Origin of the sequence: Sulfuricella sp., assembly GCA_041651995.1 — a bacterium.
GTDB lineage: Bacteria > Pseudomonadota > Gammaproteobacteria > Burkholderiales > Sulfuricellaceae > Sulfurimicrobium.
Window position 1 is genome coordinate 75063 of the sequence record JBAZID010000007.1, and the last position, 21845, is coordinate 96907.

The 21845-nt window shown below is 59.1% G+C and carries 18 protein-coding genes; 4 read left to right on the forward strand and 14 right to left on the reverse strand.

The window, feature by feature from the left end; all coding sequences use genetic code 11:
• Positions 1 to 71: 71 nt before the first annotated feature.
• Positions 72 to 1082, reverse strand: a complete 1011-nt coding sequence (locus WC392_10525; protein MFA5242793.1) for a hypothetical protein — start codon at positions 1080 to 1082, stop codon at positions 72 to 74.
• Positions 1083 to 1270: 188 nt separating this feature from the next.
• On the opposite strand from WC392_10525, the gene panD reads away from it, so the two are divergent.
• Positions 1271 to 1651: an aspartate 1-decarboxylase gene (gene panD / locus WC392_10530; GenBank protein MFA5242794.1), complete on the forward strand. Its 381-nt coding sequence runs from the start codon at positions 1271 to 1273 to the stop codon at positions 1649 to 1651.
• Positions 1652 to 1736: 85 nt separating this feature from the next.
• A complete protein-coding gene (locus WC392_10535; GenBank protein ID MFA5242795.1) occupies positions 1737 to 3314 on the forward strand; it encodes a radical SAM protein in 1578 nt (525 codons plus the stop codon).
• 8 nt (positions 3315 to 3322) lie between these two features.
• On the opposite strand, the gene WC392_10540 is transcribed toward WC392_10535, so the two are convergent.
• Together WC392_10540 and WC392_10545 are read right to left on the reverse strand one after the other, a co-directional pair.
• Positions 3323 to 4030, reverse strand: a complete 708-nt coding sequence (locus tag WC392_10540) for a class I SAM-dependent methyltransferase (GenBank protein MFA5242796.1) — start codon at positions 4028 to 4030, stop codon at positions 3323 to 3325.
• On the reverse strand, positions 4027 to 4797 hold the full coding sequence (locus WC392_10545; protein ID MFA5242797.1) for a polysaccharide deacetylase family protein: 771 nt from the start codon (positions 4795 to 4797) through the stop codon (positions 4027 to 4029). Before WC392_10545 ends, WC392_10540 begins: the two co-directional genes overlap by 4 nt.
• Before the next feature lie 149 nt (positions 4798 to 4946).
• Between WC392_10545 and WC392_10550 the strand changes: the two genes are divergently transcribed.
• Both WC392_10550 and WC392_10555 read left to right on the forward strand, forming a co-directional pair.
• Complete coding sequence (locus tag WC392_10550) at positions 4947 to 5807, forward strand: lysophospholipid acyltransferase family protein (GenBank protein MFA5242798.1); 861 nt, start codon at positions 4947 to 4949, stop codon at positions 5805 to 5807.
• Positions 5807 to 6568, forward strand: coding sequence for a glycosyltransferase family 2 protein (locus WC392_10555; protein ID MFA5242799.1), 762 nt, complete (start codon positions 5807 to 5809; stop codon positions 6566 to 6568). Before WC392_10550 ends, WC392_10555 begins: the two co-directional genes overlap by 1 nt.
• Positions 6569 to 6586: 18 nt before the next feature.
• Here WC392_10555 and fabG read toward each other — a convergent pair whose 3' ends face one another.
• From fabG to WC392_10610, 11 genes are all read right to left on the reverse strand, one after another.
• Positions 6587 to 7306, reverse strand: coding sequence for a 3-oxoacyl-ACP reductase FabG (gene fabG / locus WC392_10560; GenBank protein ID MFA5242800.1), 720 nt, complete (start codon positions 7304 to 7306; stop codon positions 6587 to 6589).
• On the reverse strand, positions 7303 to 7743 hold the full coding sequence (locus WC392_10565) for a 3-hydroxylacyl-ACP dehydratase (protein ID MFA5242801.1): 441 nt from the start codon (positions 7741 to 7743) through the stop codon (positions 7303 to 7305). The genes fabG and WC392_10565 overlap by 4 nt, the downstream gene beginning before the upstream one ends.
• 2 nt (positions 7744 to 7745) lie before the next feature.
• Positions 7746 to 8534, reverse strand: coding sequence for a beta-ketoacyl synthase chain length factor (locus tag WC392_10570; GenBank protein ID MFA5242802.1), 789 nt, complete (start codon positions 8532 to 8534; stop codon positions 7746 to 7748).
• Entirely contained in the window at positions 8531 to 9721 is a 1191-nt protein-coding gene (locus WC392_10575; protein ID MFA5242803.1) for a beta-ketoacyl-[acyl-carrier-protein] synthase family protein, read from the reverse strand. Before WC392_10575 ends, WC392_10570 begins: the two co-directional genes overlap by 4 nt.
• Positions 9722 to 9834: 113 nt before the next feature.
• Positions 9835 to 13062 (reverse strand): type I restriction endonuclease subunit R, encoded by a 3228-nt coding sequence (locus WC392_10580; protein MFA5242804.1) that lies wholly within the window; start codon positions 13060 to 13062, stop codon positions 9835 to 9837.
• A gap of 78 nt (positions 13063 to 13140) precedes the next feature.
• On the reverse strand, positions 13141 to 14274 hold the full coding sequence (locus tag WC392_10585; protein ID MFA5242805.1) for a Fic family protein: 1134 nt from the start codon (positions 14272 to 14274) through the stop codon (positions 13141 to 13143).
• On the reverse strand, positions 14271 to 15548 hold the full coding sequence (locus WC392_10590) for a restriction endonuclease subunit S (protein ID MFA5242806.1): 1278 nt from the start codon (positions 15546 to 15548) through the stop codon (positions 14271 to 14273). Before WC392_10590 ends, WC392_10585 begins: the two co-directional genes overlap by 4 nt.
• Positions 15545 to 17614: an N-6 DNA methylase gene (locus WC392_10595; GenBank protein ID MFA5242807.1), complete on the reverse strand. Its 2070-nt coding sequence runs from the start codon at positions 17612 to 17614 to the stop codon at positions 15545 to 15547. Before WC392_10595 ends, WC392_10590 begins: the two co-directional genes overlap by 4 nt.
• 233 nt (positions 17615 to 17847) lie before the next feature.
• On the reverse strand, positions 17848 to 18684 hold the full coding sequence (locus tag WC392_10600; protein ID MFA5242808.1) for a Fic family protein: 837 nt from the start codon (positions 18682 to 18684) through the stop codon (positions 17848 to 17850).
• A gap of 275 nt (positions 18685 to 18959) precedes the next feature.
• The gene (locus WC392_10605; GenBank protein ID MFA5242809.1) at positions 18960 to 19241 is read right to left on the reverse strand and encodes a hypothetical protein; all 282 of its coding nucleotides are present in this window, start codon (positions 19239 to 19241) and stop codon (positions 18960 to 18962) included.
• 62 nt (positions 19242 to 19303) lie between these two features.
• Positions 19304 to 21679 (reverse strand): MMPL family transporter, encoded by a 2376-nt coding sequence (locus WC392_10610; GenBank protein ID MFA5242810.1) that lies wholly within the window; start codon positions 21677 to 21679, stop codon positions 19304 to 19306.
• Between the last annotated feature and the right edge of the window lie 166 nt (positions 21680 to 21845).

Genomic DNA, 21845 nt, shown 5'->3' on the forward strand with positions numbered 1-21845 from the left:
GTCCTGATTTGGACTGTCGTGATATGGCCACTTGCCATTAAGCTTGCAAACAAGGCCCCAGCGCTACCCGCTCAAGTTTCTCCTGCGATGGCTTCGATTTCCAGCAGAAGTTCGCTGCGGCAGATGTCTGCCAGAAGATACATGCAGGAAACGTGATTCCCAATCGAGTTTTCGACAATCGACTGGATTACCGGGAAATCCCTTGCATGTCGGATGTACACTTTGAGCGAGCGGAGCTGGGCAAATTTTTCGTTGTCCTGGTCAGTGAATGCGAGCCCGAGGACACGGCTGACGTTCTTCAACGTTTCGTGCGTTTGCTGTGCCACATCATCCAGGCAAGTCGAGGCGTGGCCGACAATGCTGGCGGTGCCGGAAACGAAGAGTTGCGGCTCTTTCAGCCAGGAAATCTGGGTGGCGCGGGAAAACAGCGGGCTGCGTGGACCATATTGTGGCGGGTAATCGTAGGCGCTCACCTGGCGATCGTTTTCCACTGCCGTGCCTGGCCTGGTTGCCGCGATAAAATACAGTACAAACTGCCCGCCCCGGCTGCCAACGGCGCTGGCCGCGGGAATGTCTTCAGCCTGAAGGCGCTCGAATTGTGCAAAGGCATCGTGGCGGCCGATGCAGAAATGCTTGTAGCGTTCCACGCCATCCGCTTCATCGGCGTTGATGGCGGCAAAATAATTCCACACGCGTAGCAGGTTTGGAACGTTTTCGCTCTGCAACAGCGAGAATATTTCCCGATAGGCATGATACGTGCCGATTTCCAGGCTTTCATGGGGCGGCTGGCGGTAGCAGCCAAACAGAAAATCCGTGGTGCGCGCCCAGTGAATGTTGCCGGTCCGGGCTGCGCTGACAGGATCTCCCGCTGCCCAGATTTCCAGTAGCGGCTCCAATCCCAGTTGCGGCATTTCGACGCTTGCGACGGGGATTCGCCCGGGAATGAAGGGCGCTTCAATGCCGTGGCAGATCACACCCAGGACATGATTGGCGTGTTCGCTCAGAAAATTGCGGGCCGCGCCCAGAGGAAAGTACAAGGCCGTGATGCAGCCCGGGCCGGGCAAGTCTCTGGAAACGATCATGCCGGCGGCAAGGGCTGATGCTTCCCCCGGTTCTGGGCGCAAGGCGAAGCCCGGATTTGATAGTGTGTCAGCATGAGCTTGCATAGCGCGGATTATCGCATAAAGCCTGGTTTTTACTAAGGGTTTGAATTGCTGCTTACTCCGGCTTATAATGACCGCCCTTTGCCCTGTTTTATAGGGGGAGCTCCATGCAAAGAACCATGCTCAAATCGAAGTTGCATCGCGTCCGGGTGACTCACTCCGAGCTTCACTACGAGGGTTCCTGCGCGATTGACGAAAATCTGCTGGAAGCGGCTGATATCCGCGAGTACCAGCAGATCGAGATCTACAACATCACCAATGGCGAACGTTTTGCCACCTATGCCATCCGTGCCCAGCGCGGCTCCGGTGTTATTTCGATCAATGGAGCTGCTGCGCACAAGGCCAATCCTGGCGACCTCATTATCATTGCCAGCTACGCGAGCTACAACGAGCTGGAACTGCAGAAATTCCACCCCGACCTGGTATATGTCGACGAGCATAACCGCATCATCGATCGTAGACAGGAAATCCCGGTGCAGGCTGCCTGATTCCGCATTGGCCTGCCCTGAGCCGCTGCTCAACTCCTGCATCAAGGCGCGCCTCGCGCCTTGGCTAATCACCTGAATCGACATCATGCGCATCACCCTTGTTCATCCAGCCGGCTTTAATTTTGTCCCGGGTCAGCCTGATTTTTCCGTGCTGGCCAACCGCATGGTGCCGATCGGAATTCTCACCCTGGCGGCCTGGCTCGAGAAGCACGGCCATCCCACCGAGGTGCATGATTGCCTCGGACCGCACTCCCCGCCGGGTACGGAGGAAAATGCCGAGCTCATCCTTGCTACCAGCCCGGAGATTGTGGGGTTTTCCGTCACCACTTCGGCGTTCATGGATGCGGTCGAGATCACCCGTTACATCAAGAACAAACGCCCTGACATCACGGTGGTGTATGGCAATGTTCATGTTTCCTCGATCGGCGCGCCACTGCTCGATCACTTTCCGGAAATCGATTATCTGGTTATCGGCGAAGGCGAAGGTTCCATGCTGGATCTCGCCGAAGGCAAGCCGCCCGGCGAAATTCCCAATCTGGTCTATCGTGATGGCGGGAGCAATATCTCGAACCCGCGTCGCGCCCGTATTCTCAACCTGGACGAACTGCCTTTCCCTGCCTATGAAAAGCTGAAGGGCTTCCCGGAGGGGTATCACCTGCCGCTGTTTTCCTACGCAAAACGCTGGGGCGGCACCATGGTTACCTCGCGCGGCTGCCCCTATACCTGCTCCTTCTGCGATCGTACCGTGTTCGAGCGGCTCTACAAGTACAACTCCGCGCAATACATCTACGACCACATGAAGCATTTGCGTGATAACTTCGGTGTCTACCACATCAATTTCTACGACGATCTTTTCACCGCCCAGAAAAAGCGCGTTACCGAATTATGCAATTTGCTGATCGAAAAACCGCTCGGCATGAACTTCAACTGTGCCATCCGCACCGGCCACACCTCGGACGAGATGTTGGCGGAGCTGAAAAAAGCAGGGGCGCTGATGGTCTCCATGGGCATTGAATCGGCTGACCCGGAAATGATGGAACGCCACAAGGCCGGCGTCACGCTTGAGGCGGTAAAGAAGACGGTCGAGCAGATTCATGCTGCTGGCCTGCGTGCCAAGGGCCTGTTCATCTTCGGCATGCCGGGCGAAAAACCGGAAACCGTAAAGGTCACCAGCGATTTCATCCTCTCGCTCGATCTTGACGAGATGAACATGACCAAATTCAGCCCGCTTTACGGTGCGCCCATCTGGGACGAGTGCAAGAGCGGCTCCGGCAATTTCAACGAAGACTGGCGGCTGATGAACTGCCTTAATTTCGTGTATCTGCCGGAGGGATTTTCTTCACGCGAGGAAATGGATGCGCTTTACAACTGGCATGTGCGGCGTTTCTACGACAGCAAGGGCTACCGCCGCCGCTTCGCCAAACGTATCCGGGAACATCGCTGGAGCTTGTGGCACCTGGTCAAGAATCTGCCGCGCGTGATTCAGGCGATGCGCTATTTCAGCGCCAACCAGAAGGAACTCGAAGCCATCCGCAAAAATTTCCCGCTCCACCCCCGCCAGCCGCAGAATCTCGAACCCCTGCTTGGTCCTGAGCTGCGCATTCAGCCGAAGCAGGCCAAACTCGCCACCCATGCCCCGGTGGAAGAAAAAAAGCTGGCGTAAACTGCCGTCTACGGCAGACTGGCTGCCAGCAGAACGCTGGCAAATGGGGAATCCTGCCGCATCGGCAGCACTTCGACGGAAAAGCCCAGTGCGTTCAGCGCCGCTATCCATGCACTGAGCGGGCGGCAGTACAAGGTGCAGGTTCTGCCGGAACGGGCAAAGAACACCAGTTGATCGACAAGGTTGCTGATCCTGAACGGGAAGCCCCCATCCGCATCGCCAATCCGCAGCAGCAGCCTGCCACCGGGCGGTAGGGCAGCGCGAACCCGGCGCAGCACTTCGTCCTGTGCCTCCGGCTTCACATAATGCAGCACATCGAGAATCACCACGGTATCGGCCTGGCCGAATTTGGCCTTGCACATGTCGCCCTGCACAAACTCGGCCTGTTCGCCAAGCGCCTCCCGCGCCCATTCCAGGTCGCGCTGCACCAGTTCGATGCCGCGCAAACTTTCAAGGCGCGGCGGCGCCGGCCAGTCGCTGTGCCATTTCCCATTATCGGACAAGCGCTTTGCGGCAAGCAGCCAGGCGGCAAGCAAGCCCTGCCCGCAGCCGATGTCGAGCACGCTTCCATCCGGGATCAGGCCTTTTTCCAGCAGCGTGGCAAAGGCGGGGTCGGCGCCCAGCTTGCCCCGGGCAAAATGCCAGGAATAATGGCCCACGGCCTTGTAAGGGCGTGCGGCCTCGTTGACCAGGGCGCGTACAAAAGGATTGCTCATGTCAGGGCCGATCTCAGGGTAACGGGGCGCAGGCCGGCGGATTTGACAGCGGCAAGCACGCGCGGCAGGGCGGCAAGGATCACTGGCTCACCCGTGGCTGTCCGGGCTGCATGCCCATCATGCAGCAGCAGGATGTCGCCGCCACCCAGTTCATGCAGCAGCTTGCCGGTTACCGAATCCGGATCGCCATCGCGGGTGTCGAAAGCGCGCCGTGTCCAGCTGGCCAGATGCAGATCGAGCCCGGCCAGTATCGGATCGAGAAAGGGGCTGCGCAAGCCGGCAGGCGCGCGAAAAAAACGCGGCGCCTCGCCGGTAATGGCGGCAAGCGTGTCCTGCGCCGCTTGCAACTCTTCTCTCATGCGCCGGGGGCCAAGCAGGGAAAAACGGCGAAAATGGTGCTGGCTATGGTTTTCGACCGTATGCCCCCGTTTCACGATTTCGCGGCAAAGGCCGGGATGCCGGATGGCGAGTTCGCCAATACAGAAAAAGCTGGCCTCTGCACCGTGCTCATCCAGAATGTCCAGCACGTATGGCGTGACTTCGGGGTCAGGGCCGTCATCGATGGTGATGGCGATTTCGCCACGCAGAGATGCGGCAGGCGGCAGGCGAACCCAGTTGGGCCCCAGCAGGGAGCTGCGCGGCCACAGCCCGGCTGCGGTCAGGAGCGCATGGTTTGCGGCTACTGCTCCCAGGGCCCATGGCCAGCTGTCCAAACGTGCCGCGACGCTCGCCAGCGCACCCGCATGCAGGAGCAGGGAGGTTTTCATCAATGGGGAGCGCAGCCAGTGCGAGAGCATGTGTGACGTCAGTGTTATGGGTTTGTTTTGCCGAAAATCATATCATTTTCATGTCGCGCGCGGATTTTCAATTTTCAGTTTGCCTCTTGCACGTTTTTGTCATGAAAAGCACACTGTTCATGGTTATAATCGGGACCATCATGCCACTTCATGAACAACTACCCTCGCTCGAGGGTTCCCCCGCCTACCCGGAAAACCGGGCCGCAACTGTTCGGGCTGGTGCATGGATCAGGTTGCCCTACGAGCTTTTTGTGCTCTACGCCGGACTTTTTCTGTTTGCCCTGCTCTGCTTCACCTGGAGCCTGATCGCCCCTGTCCTTGGCCTTGTCCTGCCTAAAAAAACCGGCACGCCAATCGGTCAGTTCGCAATCATGGCCGGCTTCCGTTTTTTCCTTGCCATTCTCGGGTTCAGCGGTATCGTCAAACTGGATCTGAAAGCGCTGGATGCCCTGCGCGATGAGCCTTCACTGATTATCGCGCCCAACCACCCCTCCATGATCGACGTTGTGCTGATTGCCTCGCGTCTGCCGCGCATCGTCTGCATCATGAAAGCCAGCCTCTGGGACAACCTGTTGCTGGGCGGTGGCGCGCGCCTGGCCGGTTATATCCGCAACGACTCGGTGCTCAACATGGTGCGTTTCTCCGCCAGGGCGACGCGCGAAGGCGGCCAGTTGCTGGTTTTTCCTGAAGGCACCCGAACCGTGGCCGCGCCGGTCAACGAATTCAAGGCGGGTTTCGGCCTGATCGCCAAGAAGGCCGGGGTGCCGGTCCAGACGGTCATCATCGAAACCAATAGCGCCTTTTTGGGCAAAGGCTGGCCGCTCTTCAAAAAACCGGATTTTCCGATCTATTACAACATCCGGCTGGGTGAGCGTTTCGAGGTGACGGGCGATGTCCATGCCTTTGTGGACGGGCTGGAGCAGTATTTCCGCCAGCAACCCGAGATCCAGCATCTACCCATGGTCAGCAATAGCAGGTAATGAGCCGCTCGACCACCCACCTCGTCCTGATTCCCAGCTACAACACGGGAGAAACCGTATTCAAGACCGTGCGCGAAGCGCGCCAGTACTGGGATCCGGTCTGGGTCGTGGTGGACGGCAGCACGGATGGCACGGATGAAGGGCTCAAACGCATGGCGGAGCTCGACTCCGGCCTGAAGGTCTTTGTCTTGCCGCACAATCAGGGCAAGGGCAGCGCCGTCCTGTACGGCCTGCATGCAGCAGCCGAGGCGGGATTTTCCCACGCCCTCGCCATGGATGCGGATGGGCAGCACCCTGCCGGCATGATTCCGCAATTCATGGCGCTTTCGCAGCAAAATCCCGATGCGGCCATACTGGGCCGCCCCGTCTTCGATGCCAGCGCGCCGTCCTTGCGGGTGCGCGGGCGCAAAATTTCCAACTGGTGGACCAATCTGGAAACGCTGTGGCAGGGCGTGGGTGATTCTCTGTTCGGTTTTCGCGTTTACCCGGTGAATCCGTTGCGCGTGGTGATGGAAAACAATCACTGGATGCGGCGTTTCGATTTCGATACCGAGGCGATTGTGCGCCTTTGCTGGCGCGGCATCCGTCCGCTCAACATCGATGCCCCGGTCAAATATCTACGTCCCGACGAAGGTGGCGTCTCGCACTTCAACTACGTGCGCGATAACATTCTGCTGACCTGGATGCACTCCCGCCTGTTTTTCGGTTTTATGGCCAGGTTGCCGCTGCTGCTGTGGCGCAAGTTTTCGGCCCGGCGCTGAAGTTTCTGGCCTGGCCGCTCAGGCCATGCCGCCGTTGATGGAAATGACCTGGCCGGAAATGTAGGCGGCTTTCTCCGATGCCAGGAAACTCACCAGGTCCGCGACTTCCTCTGCTTTGCCGGCGCGTTTCATTGGCACCAGACTGGCGATGCTTTCAGGCGGAAAGGCATCCCTGATCATCGGGCTTTCAATGATGCCGGGCGCCACGGCGTTGACCGTGACGCCGCGCGAAGCGGCTTCCTGCGCCAGCGATTTGGTGGCGCCGATCAGCCCGGCCTTGGCGGCGGCATAGTTGGACTGGCCGCGATTGCCCATCACCCCCGCGATCGAGGCCATGTTGATGATGCGGCCCCAGCGCGTGCGCAGCATGGGCAGCAGCAGGGGCTGGGTGACGTTGAAAAAGCCGTTGAGCGAGACATCGATCACGCTGTGCCATTGTTCCTGGCTCATGCCGGCGAGGATGCCGTCGCGATGGATGCCGGCGTTGTTGACCAGCACCTGGATAGGGCCATCCTGCAGCAGCTTTTCCAGCGTGGTGGCGCTGGCAGCAGCATCGGCCACGTCGAAGCACAACGCTGAGGCGCTGCCGCCGCTGGCGCAAATCTCCTCTGCCAGGGCCTGAGCAGTTTCGAGACGCGAGTTGGCGTGAATGACGACGTGCAAACCATCCGCCGCCAGCGCCCGGCAAATCGCTGTGCCGATGGCGCCGCTGCCGCCGGTGACCAGTGCGCGCTTCATGCTGAATTCCCTTTCTGTAAAAAAACCGCCGCGCGGCCCGTCATCAGCTCGTGCCCGGCGGCGGATACACGCAGTTCATAGAGCGAGTGGTTTTCGTCGGCCAGTTGCTTGACGGCCTCGATCTCCAGCGGGGCGGCGATGTCATCCAGGCGCTGCACGTGCAGCCTGACGTCGCGCACGCTGCCGATGAAGCCGATCCTGGGCTTGCTGCCATCCTGCGCGGCCAGGCCGCCGTGTACCGCCATCGCCTGGGCGGCATATTCGATGGCGCAATGCGCGGGCAAGCGGCCGTCGTGGCGCAGCGGATTGGCCGGATCGTTGTGGTTGACGGCGAGGCAGGCGATGCGCTCCGCGTCCCATGCCGTCACTTCGTGCAGCAGGCACATGGCGTCGGCGTGGGGAAGCAGCCGGCACAATTGTTCTTTGGTGATTGTCATTTTCAGGCTTTTCCAACTTCGATGATCAGACTGTTGGCGCCGTAATTCACGCTGAGACGCTGCCCCTGTTCGCTGGCGATGGCCTGCAATAAAGGCAGGGCGCGGGCGGCGGGGTTGCCGCTGCGCAGGGCTTCGAGCTCTGCCCGCTCCATGGCGCTCTCCGGCTGTTCCGTGCCCAGGCTGATGCGCAGGCGCGCCATGCTTTGCGGCGTGGCTTGCGGCGTCAGCAGCAGCGCGGCGGCGAAGGGCGCGGTGATGATGCGCGCCGCGTCGAGCGGCGCGGGAAAAGGCAGGTCGAAGGCGACCAGCAGCACCGGGATGTTTTCCGCTGCCACCTGCACGGCGGCTTCCAGCAGGCCGGCGGCAAAGGAGGCGTCGAACGCGGCGAGGCTGTTGGCGCCAGTGCGCGCGCCGGTGGCGATGTTCCAGTAGCCCGCTGCAGCGTTATGTACCGAGTTGTGGAAGCGCGTCGGCGAGACTTCGTGCCCAGGCTGGGCGAGGGATTCCAGGATATGGTGCAGATTCTCGCCGTCGGCGTCGGAGGAGGCGAACACCACGGCCGCTTGCGTGGGCGGGAAAGCGGCTTGCGTCATGGCCTCCTGCGCCACCTGCAGGGCGATGCGCGTGGCCGGTCCGCAGCGGCGCCGTTCCGCCGGGGGCAGAATGGTTGCCGCCGGTTTGGGGGGCGTGTCATCGAAAGGCGTTTCGCCGCGCAGGACGGCGCGTCCGGCTATCCAGTCCGCCATGCCGGGGCCGCACAGGCCGATGCCTGCAATATGAACGGTAATCATGCGGGTACTCCGAAAATCAGGCTGCAATTGTTGCCGCCGAATCCGAAAGAATTGCTCATGACCCGGCGCAGGGGGCGGGAGACGGCCTGCAACTGGATCGCGCAGCCCAGCTCCGGGTCGAGGGTGCGGGTGTTGCAGGAGCCGGGGATCAGCCCGCTTTCCAGGCAGATGCAGGCAATCGCCGCTTCTACCGCGCCAGCCGCGCCCAGGGTGTGGCCGGTCGCGCCCTTGGTGGAGCTGCACGGCGTGGCTGTGCCGAACACGCGCTGCATGCCCTGATCCTCGGCGCTGTCGTTGCTGCGGCTGGAGGTGCCGTGCATGTTGATGTAATCGATCTCGTCCGGCTGCAGGCGCGCGGCGGCAAGTGCCTGTTGCATCGCCAGCGCGGCGCCCAGGCCCTCGGGGTGGGGGGTGGACATGTGGTAGGCGTCGCTGCTCTCGCCATAGCCCAGCAGCGTCAGCGGGAGAGGGTTGGGGAGAGGGGTTTTTTCCAGCAGGAAGAAGCCCGCGCCTTCGCCGATGGAAATGCCCTTGCGCTCCTGGTCGCAGGGGCGGCAGGGTTCGGGCGAAACCAGTTGCAGCGCATTGAAGCCGTACAGCGTCATGGCACACAGGGAATCCACCCCGCCCACCACCGCCGCGTCGCACAGCCCGGTCTGCAAGAGCCGGGCGGCGCTGGCGAAAACCTTGGCGCTGGAAGAACAGGCGGTGGAAATGACGAAAGCCGGGCCGCTTAAGTCCAGATAGTGACGCACGAATTCGGCCACGGAATTCATGCTTTGCGTGGCGGAAAAATCGAAATCCGATGGCAGCGCCCCGCTGGCCGGATCGCGGCGGCGGTAAGCATGCTCCGTTGCCTGGATGCCCGAGGTGCTGGTGCCGAGGATCACCGCGATGCGCCGGGCGCCGTATTTCTCGCGTGCCGCAGCGACTGCCGCTGCGAAGCCGTCCTGCTCCAGCGCCAGTTGCGCCAGGCGGTTGTTGCGGCAGTCGAAGCGCTCAAGCGGTTGGGGCAAGGCAATGTTTTCAATGCCCTCGACGCGGCCGATGAAGGTTTCCAGCGGAGCATCGGCAAAGTCGTTGGCGCGCAGGCCGCTGCGGCCCGCTTCCAGGGCGGTGCGCGTCTCCGCCTTGCCGCGGCCGAGCGCGCTGGTCAGGGTGTAATGGGTGATGGAGATTGGGGTCATGGTTTGCTAAATCTGTTCAACTTGGTAATAGGTTTGATTGATCATGTGGAAACCGCTCCCTTGCTGCCGTTGCGGCTGTGCTTGATTGATTTTTCTTTGTGACGTAAACAAGCTCAAGCCGCCCACTTTCTATGATGGCTCGCATAATCGAGCATCAGATGAAACACATTGTCGCACTTCTCCCTGAACAGCACACGGTCGTAGCTTTCCGGCAGTTCGCTATCCAGCACTTTCTCCACTGTAGAGCGCACTTGCTTCTGGGTCTGCGTATCCTTGTACCAATCCTGCACCAGCACCTTGGGTTGCTCCTCCAGCAGGCGATGCAGCAGTGACTTGGCCGCGAGCTTCACTTTTTGCGTTTCCTCCTGCGTCATCTTGTCCTTCTTCAGCAGGTCAAAAAGCTCCAGTTCGTCGTCCGTCAGACCTTCGCGGATGTGCCGCTCTTCTTCTGCACGCAAATCTTCGGCGTACTTCATCAGCTCTTCGTATGAATTTTCCGTAGATGATCCGCCCGAGTTGTATTTATCTATGATTTCCTGCAAGCGCTGCGCAAAGTCGGTGCGCGTCGCATTTTGTTGCAGCATCAGCTCCAGCTTGTGTTGCAGGAAGGCGCGCAGGTCGGCGATTTCGATGTTCTTGTAGGTCGCCTGCTTGAATTCCTCGCGCAGTTTGTCGAAGTTGATCTTGCTGAGATCCCAGGTTCTGCCCTTCTGAATGATCTGGTATTCCGCGTTGTATTGCCGTGCTTTAAATGTCTCTGCATCGTTCACCACTACGCTTTCATCCAGCAGATTTGCTATCTTCAGGCTGATCGCGTCGATGTCCTTTTGTTCGATGAGGCTGTCGATCACCCCGCGCAGGTATTGGAACGCCGCCACCTCGCGCCCCTTGCCGCGCCCGAGAACTTCCGGCTTGCACGCCTCATACAAAGAGGTGATGGTGTTCTCATACACGTTAAAACCCTTGCGCCATTCGTCGTTCGCCAGCAGGGAATCGGCAAATACATTAAAGCGGCCCAGTTTCTCGAATACATCCGCACTACCCAACACTTCACGCAAGGGAACACCCTTCTCATGGCAGAACGCCAGGCCCTGCTCAATCGCATCATCCAGCAAACGGAACAGTTCCGCCTTTTCCTGAACGGGTGAATCAAGCTCATCGCCCCCTTGCGCGTAATCCTTCAGCGCCAGCTTCATATTGCGGAACACGTTGTAGTAATCCACGATCTCGCCGTTGCGCTTCTCCACCCCGTTGATCTTCCAGGAGGTAACGCGGTTGGCGCGGGCAATGGTTTGCATCAGGGTATGCCCCTGCATTGGCTTGTCGAGGTATAGCGTTGAAAGCGTGGGTGCATCAAAGCCCGTCAGCCACATCGCGCAAACGAACACCAATTGCAGCGAATCCTCCGGGTCCTTGAAGTTGTATTCGATGTCATGGCCGTGCTTATCCAGCTTATTCATGCGCTCGCGATGCGGCTTGATATTCAGCCCCTGCTCGGCAAACTTCTTCTCCTCGTCTGCGTCCTCGCTGATTACCACCGCCATTTCCACCGAGCGCATGTACTCGATAATCTGCTTCAACCGCGCCTTTTCAACATCGTTAGCCGATTTGCTGATGCGCCCAAGCAGGTTCTTGATCTCTTCTTTCCACAGTCGCTGCACCTTGTCGTACATTTTCACGGCGGTGTACTTATCCACCGACACCACCAGCCCTTTGCCCAGATAACCGCGCCGTGGAAAGTGATACACAATATCCTGCGCAATGGTCTCCAGGCGGCCATCACGCTTGATGACCTCAACCTCTTTTGAGAATCGTCTTTCCAGCTTGGCCTGTTGCGCCTCGTCCAGATTCTCATCTTCCAGAATCTCGTAAAACTCCTCGCTCAAATCGTCGTTCTGGATCAGCACTTCCGGCACGCGCTTTTCGTAAAACAGCGGCACCGTCGCGCCGTCATCCATGGATTGCTGGAAGTTGTATTCTGAAACGTAACCGCCAAACCATGCATTGGTCTTGCGCTCGCGCCCCAGCAAAGGCGTGCCGGTGAAGGCCAGATAGTTCGCCTTGGGCAAACCCTTGCGCATGTTCTCCGCCAGCGATTTGTATTGCGTGCGGTGCGCCTCGTCCACGATCACGATGATGTCGTTGCGGCCGGTTAGCTCGGGATACTCGCGGCCTTTGTCCCAGCGGAATTTCTGGATCAGGGTAAACACCAGCCGCTTGTTCTGTCCGAGGAACTTGCGCATCTCCTCGCTGTTCTTGGGCTGTGCGGCTTCGGCCTCGCTCACCGTGCGCGTGTTCAGGAAGTTACGGTAAATCTGCCCATCCAGATCGTCGCGGTCGGTCACCACCACAAAGGTGAAATTGCCGGTCTGTTTGCGGAAAATTTTGCGCGCATAAAAAATCATCGAAAAGCTCTTGCCCGAGCCCTGCGTGTGCCAGAACACACCCAGCTTGCCCGCCAGCTCTTCGCGCTTGAGAAAAGCCTCATACGCCCGGTTCACGCCGATGAACTGGTGGTTCTGCGCGATGATCTTCGAGCTATCCTTGTAGTAGAGAATGAAATTCTCCACATAGTCCAGCAGACGTTGTTTGGGGAGTAAACCAACGATCACACCTTCCAGGCTGATGCCTTGCTCGCGGATCGCGGCGCGGTCGATCTTCTGCTTCTCGTCATCCGCGCGCAGCCAGTTGAAAAAATGCTCCCACTCCGCCGTAATGCTGCCCACCTTGGTCTCGATGGCGTTGGACAGTACGCAAAAAGCATTGGTCAGAAAAAGCTGCGGAATCTCCGCCTTGTAAGTCGTCAGGTTGTCGTCGTAGGCGTTGCGCAATTTCACGTTCGAGTTTTTCAGCTCGACGAACACCAGCGGAATGCCGTTGACGTAGAGCAACACATCCGGGCGGCGGAAGCCGCGCTCGCCCTTGATCCAAAGTTGGGTAACGGCCAGGTAGCGGTTGTTGTCCGGCGCATTGAAATCCAGCAGCCGCACCAGTTCCTGCTGCCGCACACCTTGCGTGTTGTCGAATTCCACCGGGATGCCGTCGCGCAACAGGCCATAGATTTCCCGATTCGCGGCGATCAGTGTCATCGCCTGCCGCCGGTCGAGCAACTTTTCCAGCGCATCCTCGATGGCTGTAGACGGGATGTCCGGATTCAGACGGATGGCGGCTTCACGCACTCGCTCCGCCAGAATCACATCGCGCTTGTGGGCGCGGCCCGAGCCGTCGTTCAAGTCTTCCGCATTTTCCGTGTAGCAGTCGAGCGCGTCGAATCCGTGCAGATGCTGGAGCTTCTGCACCAACGCTTGCTCGATCTGATCTTCAGAAATGAAATTAGGCATATAAATTCAATTAGTTACAAATCATTAAACGCCATGTTTAACTAATCCATCGTCTAAGTTAAGGGAAAGCTGTTTTCGTTAACTAAAGAACAGGCTTAGGTAACGTTCAAACGAATAAGCCCGCCCTCGTTGCTGCCCGGTAATTTCTTCAAGCAAGCCTAGCCCCTCAAAATCCCGGATCAGCGCATTAGCGGTCGGCGTGCTGACCAACAGCGCCGTTTCGATATCGGCCGCTGACACAACGGGCTTGCGATACAGCAAGTTCAGCAAAGCCCGTGCATTGACAGTACGCTTACCCAAAGACAGCACGCTATGCTCCACCTCGGTACGCAGCAGCAATATCTGCTGGAACACATCGCGTCCCTTGCTGGCCGTTTCCGCCACGCCTTGCAGAAAGAAACGCACCCAGTGTATCAAGTCGTTCGACATCCGCACCCGCATTAGCGCATCGTAATAGCTTGCCCGGTTGCGTTCGAAAAAATCCGATAAATACAAGGAAGGTTTCGCCAGCAGGCCGTGGCTAACCAGATACAGCGGAATCATCAGGCGGCCGATACGGCCATTGCCATCGAGAAACGGGTGGATGGTCTCGAACTGATAATGGCTGATCGCTACCCGGATCAAGTGCGGCACCACAATCTCTTCGTTGTGCCAAAACGCCTCCAGGTCGCTCATCAAATCTTGCACACCATCCGGGTGAGGCGGAATAAACACCGCATCCGCCAGGCTGGAGCCACCAATCCAGTTCTGGCTGGTGCGAAAGTCACCCGGCTGTTTGTGTTCGCCGCGCACCCCGCTCAGCAGAATTTCGTGTGTCCGTTTCAGCAGCCGGTTCGACAGCGGCAGACTCTTCAGTTCAGCAATAGAGGTATTCACCGCCTCGATGTAATTGCGCACCTCGCGCCAGTCGTCGCGCTTCTCCGGCTGAATCTGCTCCTCCGACATCAACGCCTCGTCGATGCCGGTCTGCGTGCCCTCGATGCGGCTGGAAGTCTGCGCCTCCTTCACCACGTGCATCTCGATGAACAAATCAATGTCCGGCACAATCAGGGAAAAGGCATTCAATTCACCCAGCGCGCGGTTGGCCGACTCAAGCAAGGTGTTGATGGTGGCATCCTCCCATATCCACTCATGATTCACCGGCACCGGCTCGAAGCTCTTGTACTGGTAGCGCTGCCGCCACTCGCCTGCCTGGAAAGTTTCAAACTTCATGGGCGATCCTCCATGCCGGGCGGGAACTGGATGTCGAGGTTTTCGACGGAGAGTTTGCCGGAGATGAGGCGCGGGAGAAGTAGGTCGCGTGTCCGCACAAGGCGCACATTTTGATCTCTCAGATGCGTGATTTGCGCGAACAATGGTTCGGCGTGTGACTCGAATGCTTCCTGTAACGGCTTCGATGGCACAGTAATTTCGACGCCACCTATAACCGAAGGAGCAAGCTCGGTTTGGTTGGTAGCTCCTCGCCCCATCGTAATAAAATGCACTTCCCATGCCTTTAGCGTCATCCCAAAATAGTGAATAGGAACATCCGGTTTTGGGCGAACTATCGTAACGTGCGAATCGACAATGCAGTTTGATAATGGAACCAGCACTTGAGCGACACGACCAAGAGTGCCTTCACCAGTGGAGTTGACCAGCACGTCGCCAAATCTGACTTGTCTATCGGCAGGCACATCTCTCGATTGGCGACGAGCAAAATTCAGGTCTAGCTTGCCGTCTCGGATGCACTTTTGATTGATTGCGATACCTTCTGCAAGATCATCGTATTGTGGCGCGACACCTCGCTTTAAATAGCTTGTTAGTGTCGCCACTTTTGTTCGCTGCCACCCTTCCGGCACGCCCTTGATGACCTTCACCTTCTCGTGGCCGGGGAAGCGCATGCGCACGAACCACTCACGGTAGATTTCCTCGGCCATCTTTTCCAGCAGCGCGATACGCCGCTGGTTATTTTCGATCAGTTCGTCATAGGCGGTGAGTGTCGCCGCAATTTTCCGCTGCACTTCAATGGGCGGTGCAGGAAAACTGATCCGGCGCACGATATCCTGATTCAATGAGCTCATGGTTGCGCCGAACGAACAGAGCGCTTGCATCCAATCTTGATGTGCCTGTGTCTTGAGGTAATGAGACAAATATCGCTCGCAAACATCCTGGCTATTAATCCGCAGGCGCAGACAGTCCGAACCCTGAATCCAACCATCCACGCTTTCGTCGATGAGAGCATGCCGTTCCACGGCTCCTTTGCGCCCAAACACAATATCGCCCTTGCGTAAGCGATGTTGATGGAGTTTCTCAGCCTTAGCCTCGTTCAGATATTCGAGGTCTTCTTTCCTTACGTCGCCAAAGCCAATGTTGCGGACATTAATGACAGGGATGCCTTCATCAACGTATTCGCTGGCTTTGAGTTGCGTGCCGAAGGGGCCTGTTTGCAAACTGGCTTCCCCAAGGTTCTCTAACTCCGCGACTGTACGAAAGAATTGGGAAGTCATACATCCCCTGCAATCTGCGCGATGTTATGACCAATTACTGACTCCAGCCCTCGCGCCGCACTATTCAGACTGAACAGTTCGTCGTTCATCGACAGCAAATCTCCGATGAATTCTTCTTCCGTCTTCCCATCCTCTTCGATCAACACGCCGACGTAGCGACCCGCATTCAGCGAGTAGTCCTGCTCCTTCAAGTCCGCTGGGCTGGCAAGTTTGCACAGGCCGGTGACATCTTCGTATTCCGCCTTGGGGAAGCGCTCCTGTAGCCAGTGGATGTGTTGGTAGAACATTTCGGCGCTCTTCACTTCCTGGTGCAATTCTTCCAGTGCGCCCTTGAGCGCATTGGTCTTGCGGTCGGTCGTGCCGCGCTTGCCGACTGCCTGCGCCTGTATAGCCTGCTGCTTCTCGTGCTGGCGCACGACCTTGTCCAGATGCTTCAAGCCTTCATGCAGCGCAACGAAGAAAGGATCGAACGCCTCCCGCAATTGCTGCTGCGCCTTATTCTTCTTGTCCACCGCCGTTTCATCCGCGTGCTTTTCCTGGTATTGCGCGTAGCGGGTTCTGAGCTTCGTCAGACCTGCCCATTGCTGCACCAGTTCGCCCACAGCCTGTTTGCCGCCTGCGTCATCCAACACTTCGAGCAGTTGTGCGGAGACGGGTTCGACTTTGGTTTTGTTCTCGACCAGCCTTTCCATGCCTGCCGCGAAATAGCGGTCTATGAGCTGCACGAACTTGTCGCGCCGCCCCTTGTGCAACTGGCTGATGATGGCGATGTTCTGGATGTGCTCTTCACTGAATTCGCGGTGGGCGCGGTCTATCTGGGTGAAAATGTTGCGCGCGTCGATGAACAGGATTTTGTCGTCGGTCTTGGCCTTGTCGAAAAACCACAGCGTGGCCGGGAGCGTGACGGTGTAGAACATGTTCGAGGGCAACGTCAGCATGGCGTAAATAAGGTTTTGCTCGATCAGCGTCTTGCGGATGTCGGCTTCGGAGTGGCGCGCATCGGAGGCGGAATTCGCCATCACCAGCGCGGCGCGGCCCTTCTCTTTCAAAGAGGTGGCGAACAGGCTGATCCACAGGTAGTTGCCGTTGGGCACGGTTTCCTTGCCTTCGTCGGCTTTCTTCACTTTCGACTTGTTGCGCGGGATGCCGTAGGTGTTGAAGCGCTTGTCCTTCTCCACGCTGGAGAGGCTCACGTCGTCCACGTTGAACGGGGGATTGGCGAGCACGTAATCGAATGCGCCAAAACTCTGGTACGGGTCTTCGTAGTAGGTGTTGGCCTGCTTGATTTCGCCGCGCAGGCCATTGACCGCGAGGTTCATCTTGGCGAGGTTGACGGTGTCGCGGGTTTTTTCCTGGCCGCAGACATATACGCCACTTTCCGAGCCTTTCAGCTCCTTGCTGTGTTCCGCGATAAACTGTGCCGACTGCACGAACATGCCGCCGGAGCCGCAAGCGGGGTCGAACACTTTGCCGCCGTGCGGCTCGATGATCTCGACCATCAGGCGCACCACGGAACGCGGCGTGAAAAATTCGCCGCCCTTTTGGCCTTCGCTGCGCGCGAATTCGGACAGGAAGTATTCGTAAATCTGCCCGAACAAGTCGCCGGTGGTATCAGTGGGAATGTCGGCAAAGGTGCGCAGCAACGATTGCGGCAGTGTCTTGTCGGTGCGCGTCAGCGCGGCATATTCGTCCTTGGGCAATACGCCTTCGAGCTCGGGCTTGTATTCCTCAATGGCCTTCATCGCCTCCTTGAGCGCCTTGGCGATGTCCTTCTCTTCCGGCAGATTCAGCAGGTGTTCGTAGCGCGCATGATCGGGCAGGTAGAAACCGCACTTTTCGATGGCGATGTCGGAGATTTTCTTCTCGCGCCGGGTGCCTTTGAGCTTGGTGTACTCGGCGTGAATTTCGGTCTCAAAGCGGCGGTAGTTGTTGTCGGCGAACTTGAGGAAGATCAGCCCCAGCACCGGGGTAGCGTATTCGCTGGATTTAAGATCGGAGTTGGCGCGCAGCTTGTCGGCAGCGCTCCACAGATCGGCTTCCAGTTTTTTGAGTTGGTCTTTATTCATGAATTCCGTTTGTTTTATTTGTCCGGCTTGGCAAAATCGTTCAAAGCCTAAAGGGATTAGTTCTCACATGCCAGTATTTTCGAACCTAAAGCGACTATGGATTGTCGTTTTAGAAGTGCGCTTCGTGCACTGATGATTTGCTTGCCCGCGCTGCTCGGCGGTGGACCAAGGGGATTCTGTCTTGGCGCGGCCAATCGCTGCTTTGAATACGAGCAGGTTCGAATCTTCTCGGATCATATTCCGCCTTCGCGTCCCCGCTTCCTATCTTCCTGCAACCTGAACGCATTGCTAACCAGCTCCCGCCCCTCGCGCGCGAATTCTTGGCACAAGGCCTCGAATTGTTTTTCGGCGTCGCTTTGCGGTAGCCCTCCTAGCGACGATAACCCCGGAAGGTCGGTAATGCCGTTCTGGTAAACGGAGATCGCCGCCAGGTATTCGCGCCGCATGGCGGTTGGCACGACGATGGGCGGATAGCCGGACCGCAGCAGCGGTAAATTGCACAGCAGGCGGGCCATGCGTCCGTTGCCGTCGAAGAACGGGTGGATCGAGACGAACGACAGATGCAGGCCGGCGTAACAGGCGGCGGCCTGGTTCTCGTCCATGTCTTCCATCCGGAACGCGCGGTTGAGAAGCACCAGCCACTCGGCCATGAGCGCCGGAACGCGGGCCGGCGCGGGGTATTCGCGCATGAATTGCCGTCCGTCCGGCCCCATGGCATTGGTGAAGTTCGCTTCCTTTTTCCATGCGCCGGCCGGGCGGTAAATGTCCGCGACATGATCGGTCAGGACCGCCTGATGCAGGAGGAAAAGCTCCTGTTCGCTCAAGGCGGGCAGGTCGAGGAATGCATACACCAGCTCGATGGCGCGCGCGTGGCCGACGACTTCCTGGTGGTCCTTGAGCGGCTTCCCGGCAATGGTCAGGCCTTCGTCGAGCACGAAGGCGGTTTCGCCGAGCGACAGCGAGTTGCCCTCGATGGCGGTCGACGCATGGGTCCACAAATTGCGGATCTGCGCCAGGAGGATGGCGCGCACATCATCGTCCAGGCCATCGTAAAACCGTTTTCCCCGCATCAAAACTTCTCCGTCCACGCTTGTGTAGGGCGCAATCCCCGAAGGGCATTGCGCCGAATGCCGAATGACATAATACCCCCCGCGTCTTGTCTTGATTATCAGCGCGCCTGGCATCCGTGCCGAACAAGTACTTTAATTATTGATATGGCACGAATTATACGTGAATGTAGGCCGGGCTTTCTCGCCGGAACGAGATGCGAGCATCCATTCCCGGCGGGGATGCCCTTAACGGGTACAGCCCGGAATAAAATGTGCCGGATCAATAGATTTGGTGTTCAAGCCACGGCCTCAAGCGATGCAGAGTGCTCGATCTGGTTGCGGTACAAGTCGATCACTGGAAAGCACAGATCGTAGTCACCCCAAACCAATTCGCCGTATTCGAGGCGATATGTCGCAAAACGGGCCGGATCGAGCCATGCACGAATATCTGGATGAAGGGCGTGCGTGAGGAAAGGTTTGAAGTCCACTGTCTGCTCGGTGCTGTCATTGAATCCCAGACGGATACGGAAGTCTCCAACCTGTTCGGCAGTGACAATGTTGATGGCGGTTGTTGTCATTTGAGTCTCCTCGTAGTTATTGCCTGCTTGAATCATTTTTCGGCCGCAACTATTTTCCCGTTTCACTGCGCAGGCTCCGCCCACATGGCGGCAAACAACAAGGACAAAACCGAGCCCAGTGCCACCGTGCCGCCGATTGCCTGCAATACCGGGGTGGAGGAGAAGGCCAGGGCGCCGAAGGCGCTGACGCTGCTGGCCACGCATACTAGCACCCCGAACAGGGCGCGCCGCCGCTCGGCTTCCCCAAAGGGATGCTCGCGTAGCGAGCCTATGTCCCTCTCTCCCTCTGGGAGAGAGTTAGGAGAGAGGGGGGCGGGCAGGTTGATGAACAGGCCGTAATTGAGGCCGATGCCCAGCACCAGCAGCAGCGAAACGATGTGGAACAGCGACAGCTTGATGCCCAGCCCGGCCAGCAGGGCGGCGGTAGCCACGAGCGCCGCGCCGACCGGCAGCATCACCGAGAACACCGCGCGGAAGTTGCGCAGGCCGAAGCCCAGCACAGTGACGATGGCCGCCACGCCGAATATCGAGTACAGCAGCGACTGGTCGCGGTATTGCGTGATCATGCGGTTGGATTCGCCCTTGATGTCCAGCAGGAAAGCATTTCCCTCGGGCTGCCCGGCCATGAAAGCGGTGAGCGCGCCATCATCCCTGACATCGCGCAATCCAATCAGCGCCACCCAGCCCGTGCCGTGCCTGACCAGCATGCCCTGCGCCAGCGAACCCAGGGGCGTGCCGTGCCAGTCCTCGGCTTGCAGCGTGGGCAGATGGCGCGAGCGCTCCACGTCCTGGAGGAAGGGTTCGAAAATATCCGGCTTGAATGGCGTGGCGGCGAGCGCGGCTTGCAGGTTGCGCCGCAGCGTATCCGTTTCCGGCAGGGCGGCCTGGCGCGCGGCCTGTGTTTTCTGGCTCGGGGTGACGCGCGCGGCAAAATCGAATCCGCTGATGGTGCCTTGCCGCACCAGCGCCTGCAGCGCGGGCGCAAGCTGTTCGCTGCGCTCCAGCGCATCCTGCCGGGTCTTGCCCGGCACCGCGATCAGGTAGCGCACGTCCGGCGCGCCCAGCTCCTTGCGCAGGCTCTGGTCGAGTTGCTGGGCCGGTTGCGATATCGGGCTCAGGTTGGCGAGGTCGTTCTCCCACAAGTCTTTTCCCTGGGCTGCCAGGTAGGCCGCGGCGCACAACAGCACCGCCAGGGGAACCCAGCGCAGGCGGGTGAGCGCCGTTGCGCTGCGCGCCAGAGCCGCCTGCAGCGCCATTCTTTCCGCGATTTCAAAACGGGCGGGGGCGATTTCGGGGATGACGAAGCGCGTCATCAGCCCCGCCGTGAGCACCCCGGCGAGGGAAAACATGCCCAGTTGCGACAGGCCGGAGAAGCCGGAGAGCAGCATGGTGAGGCTGCCGAACACGGTGGTCAGCACCGCCAGCCGCAGCGTGGGCCAGATGCGTTGCAGCGTCTGGCGCAGCGATTCGTGCGGGGCGCGCTGGGTGAACAGGTAGGTCGGATAATCCACTGCCTCGCCGATCAGTGTGGCGCCGAAGCCCAGGGTGATGCCGTGCACCGTGCCGTAACCCAGGCTTACCGCGGCAATGCCGGCCAGCGCGCCGCACGCCACTGGTAGCATGCCGAGCACCAGCAGGCGCGGCGATCCGTAGGCCAGCAGCAGGATTGCCGCCACCACCGCGGTCGCCATCATGCTCAGGCGCCAGGCGTCGTCGTGGATGAGGTTGCGCGACTGCACCGCGAAAATACTCGGCCCGCTCATGAGCAGTCTGATTTGCGGGCTGGTGCTGGTCGCAGCAAAAATCCGCCGCACGTCATCACCAAGCAATATCTGCGCGTCGATGTCGAAAGCGGGGGGGAGGGTTTCGGCCAGCAGTAGCGCACGCTTGCCGTCGGCGGAGAACCACACGCCATTGTTCAAGCCAGGTCCGCTGCTGCCGCCGCCCCAGCTTTCGAGCAGAGCGAGCATTTCGCCCGTCGGATCGGAAGGCAGCAGTTGCCTGATCATGGCGCCAGCCGGGGAGGCCAGCAGTTGCAGGCTGTCCTGCAGGGATTGCTGCAGCCCGGCCTGGCTGAAATGCGCGGCATCCGTTGCCGGGCTGAGCAGGTAGCGGTATCGCATCAGGCGCTCGCGTTCCGCCGGGGTTAGGGCCTGTTCGCCGTTGCGCACGTAGCTGAAATGGCCGCTGGCTTCCAGCGCGCGCGCCAGCTTCTTGCTGGTCCGGGCCAGCTCGCCGGCTTCCGGGCCTTCCAGCGCGAGCAATACCACGCGCGATGCCACCCCGTCGCGCAGCTGCTCGACCATGAGCTGCTGCGCCGGCGAGGCGCTGTCGGGCAGGAAGGCCGCCATGTCGGTGCGGAAGCGGGTGTGTGCCGCCACGATCCAGATGCAGAAGACCAGCGCGGCAAGCCATACGACTAGCGGCCAGCGCTTCAACTTAACAACCTCAGTTCGATAACCACGGAGGGCACGGAGAACACGGAGGACTGTAGTTTGCAGTCATTTATACACGCGCCCGCCGGGTGAATGCCGGACACCATGAAATCTATTGTTTTTACTTCGTGTTTTCCGTGAGCTCCGTGGTTAACTGCTTTTTCAGAGT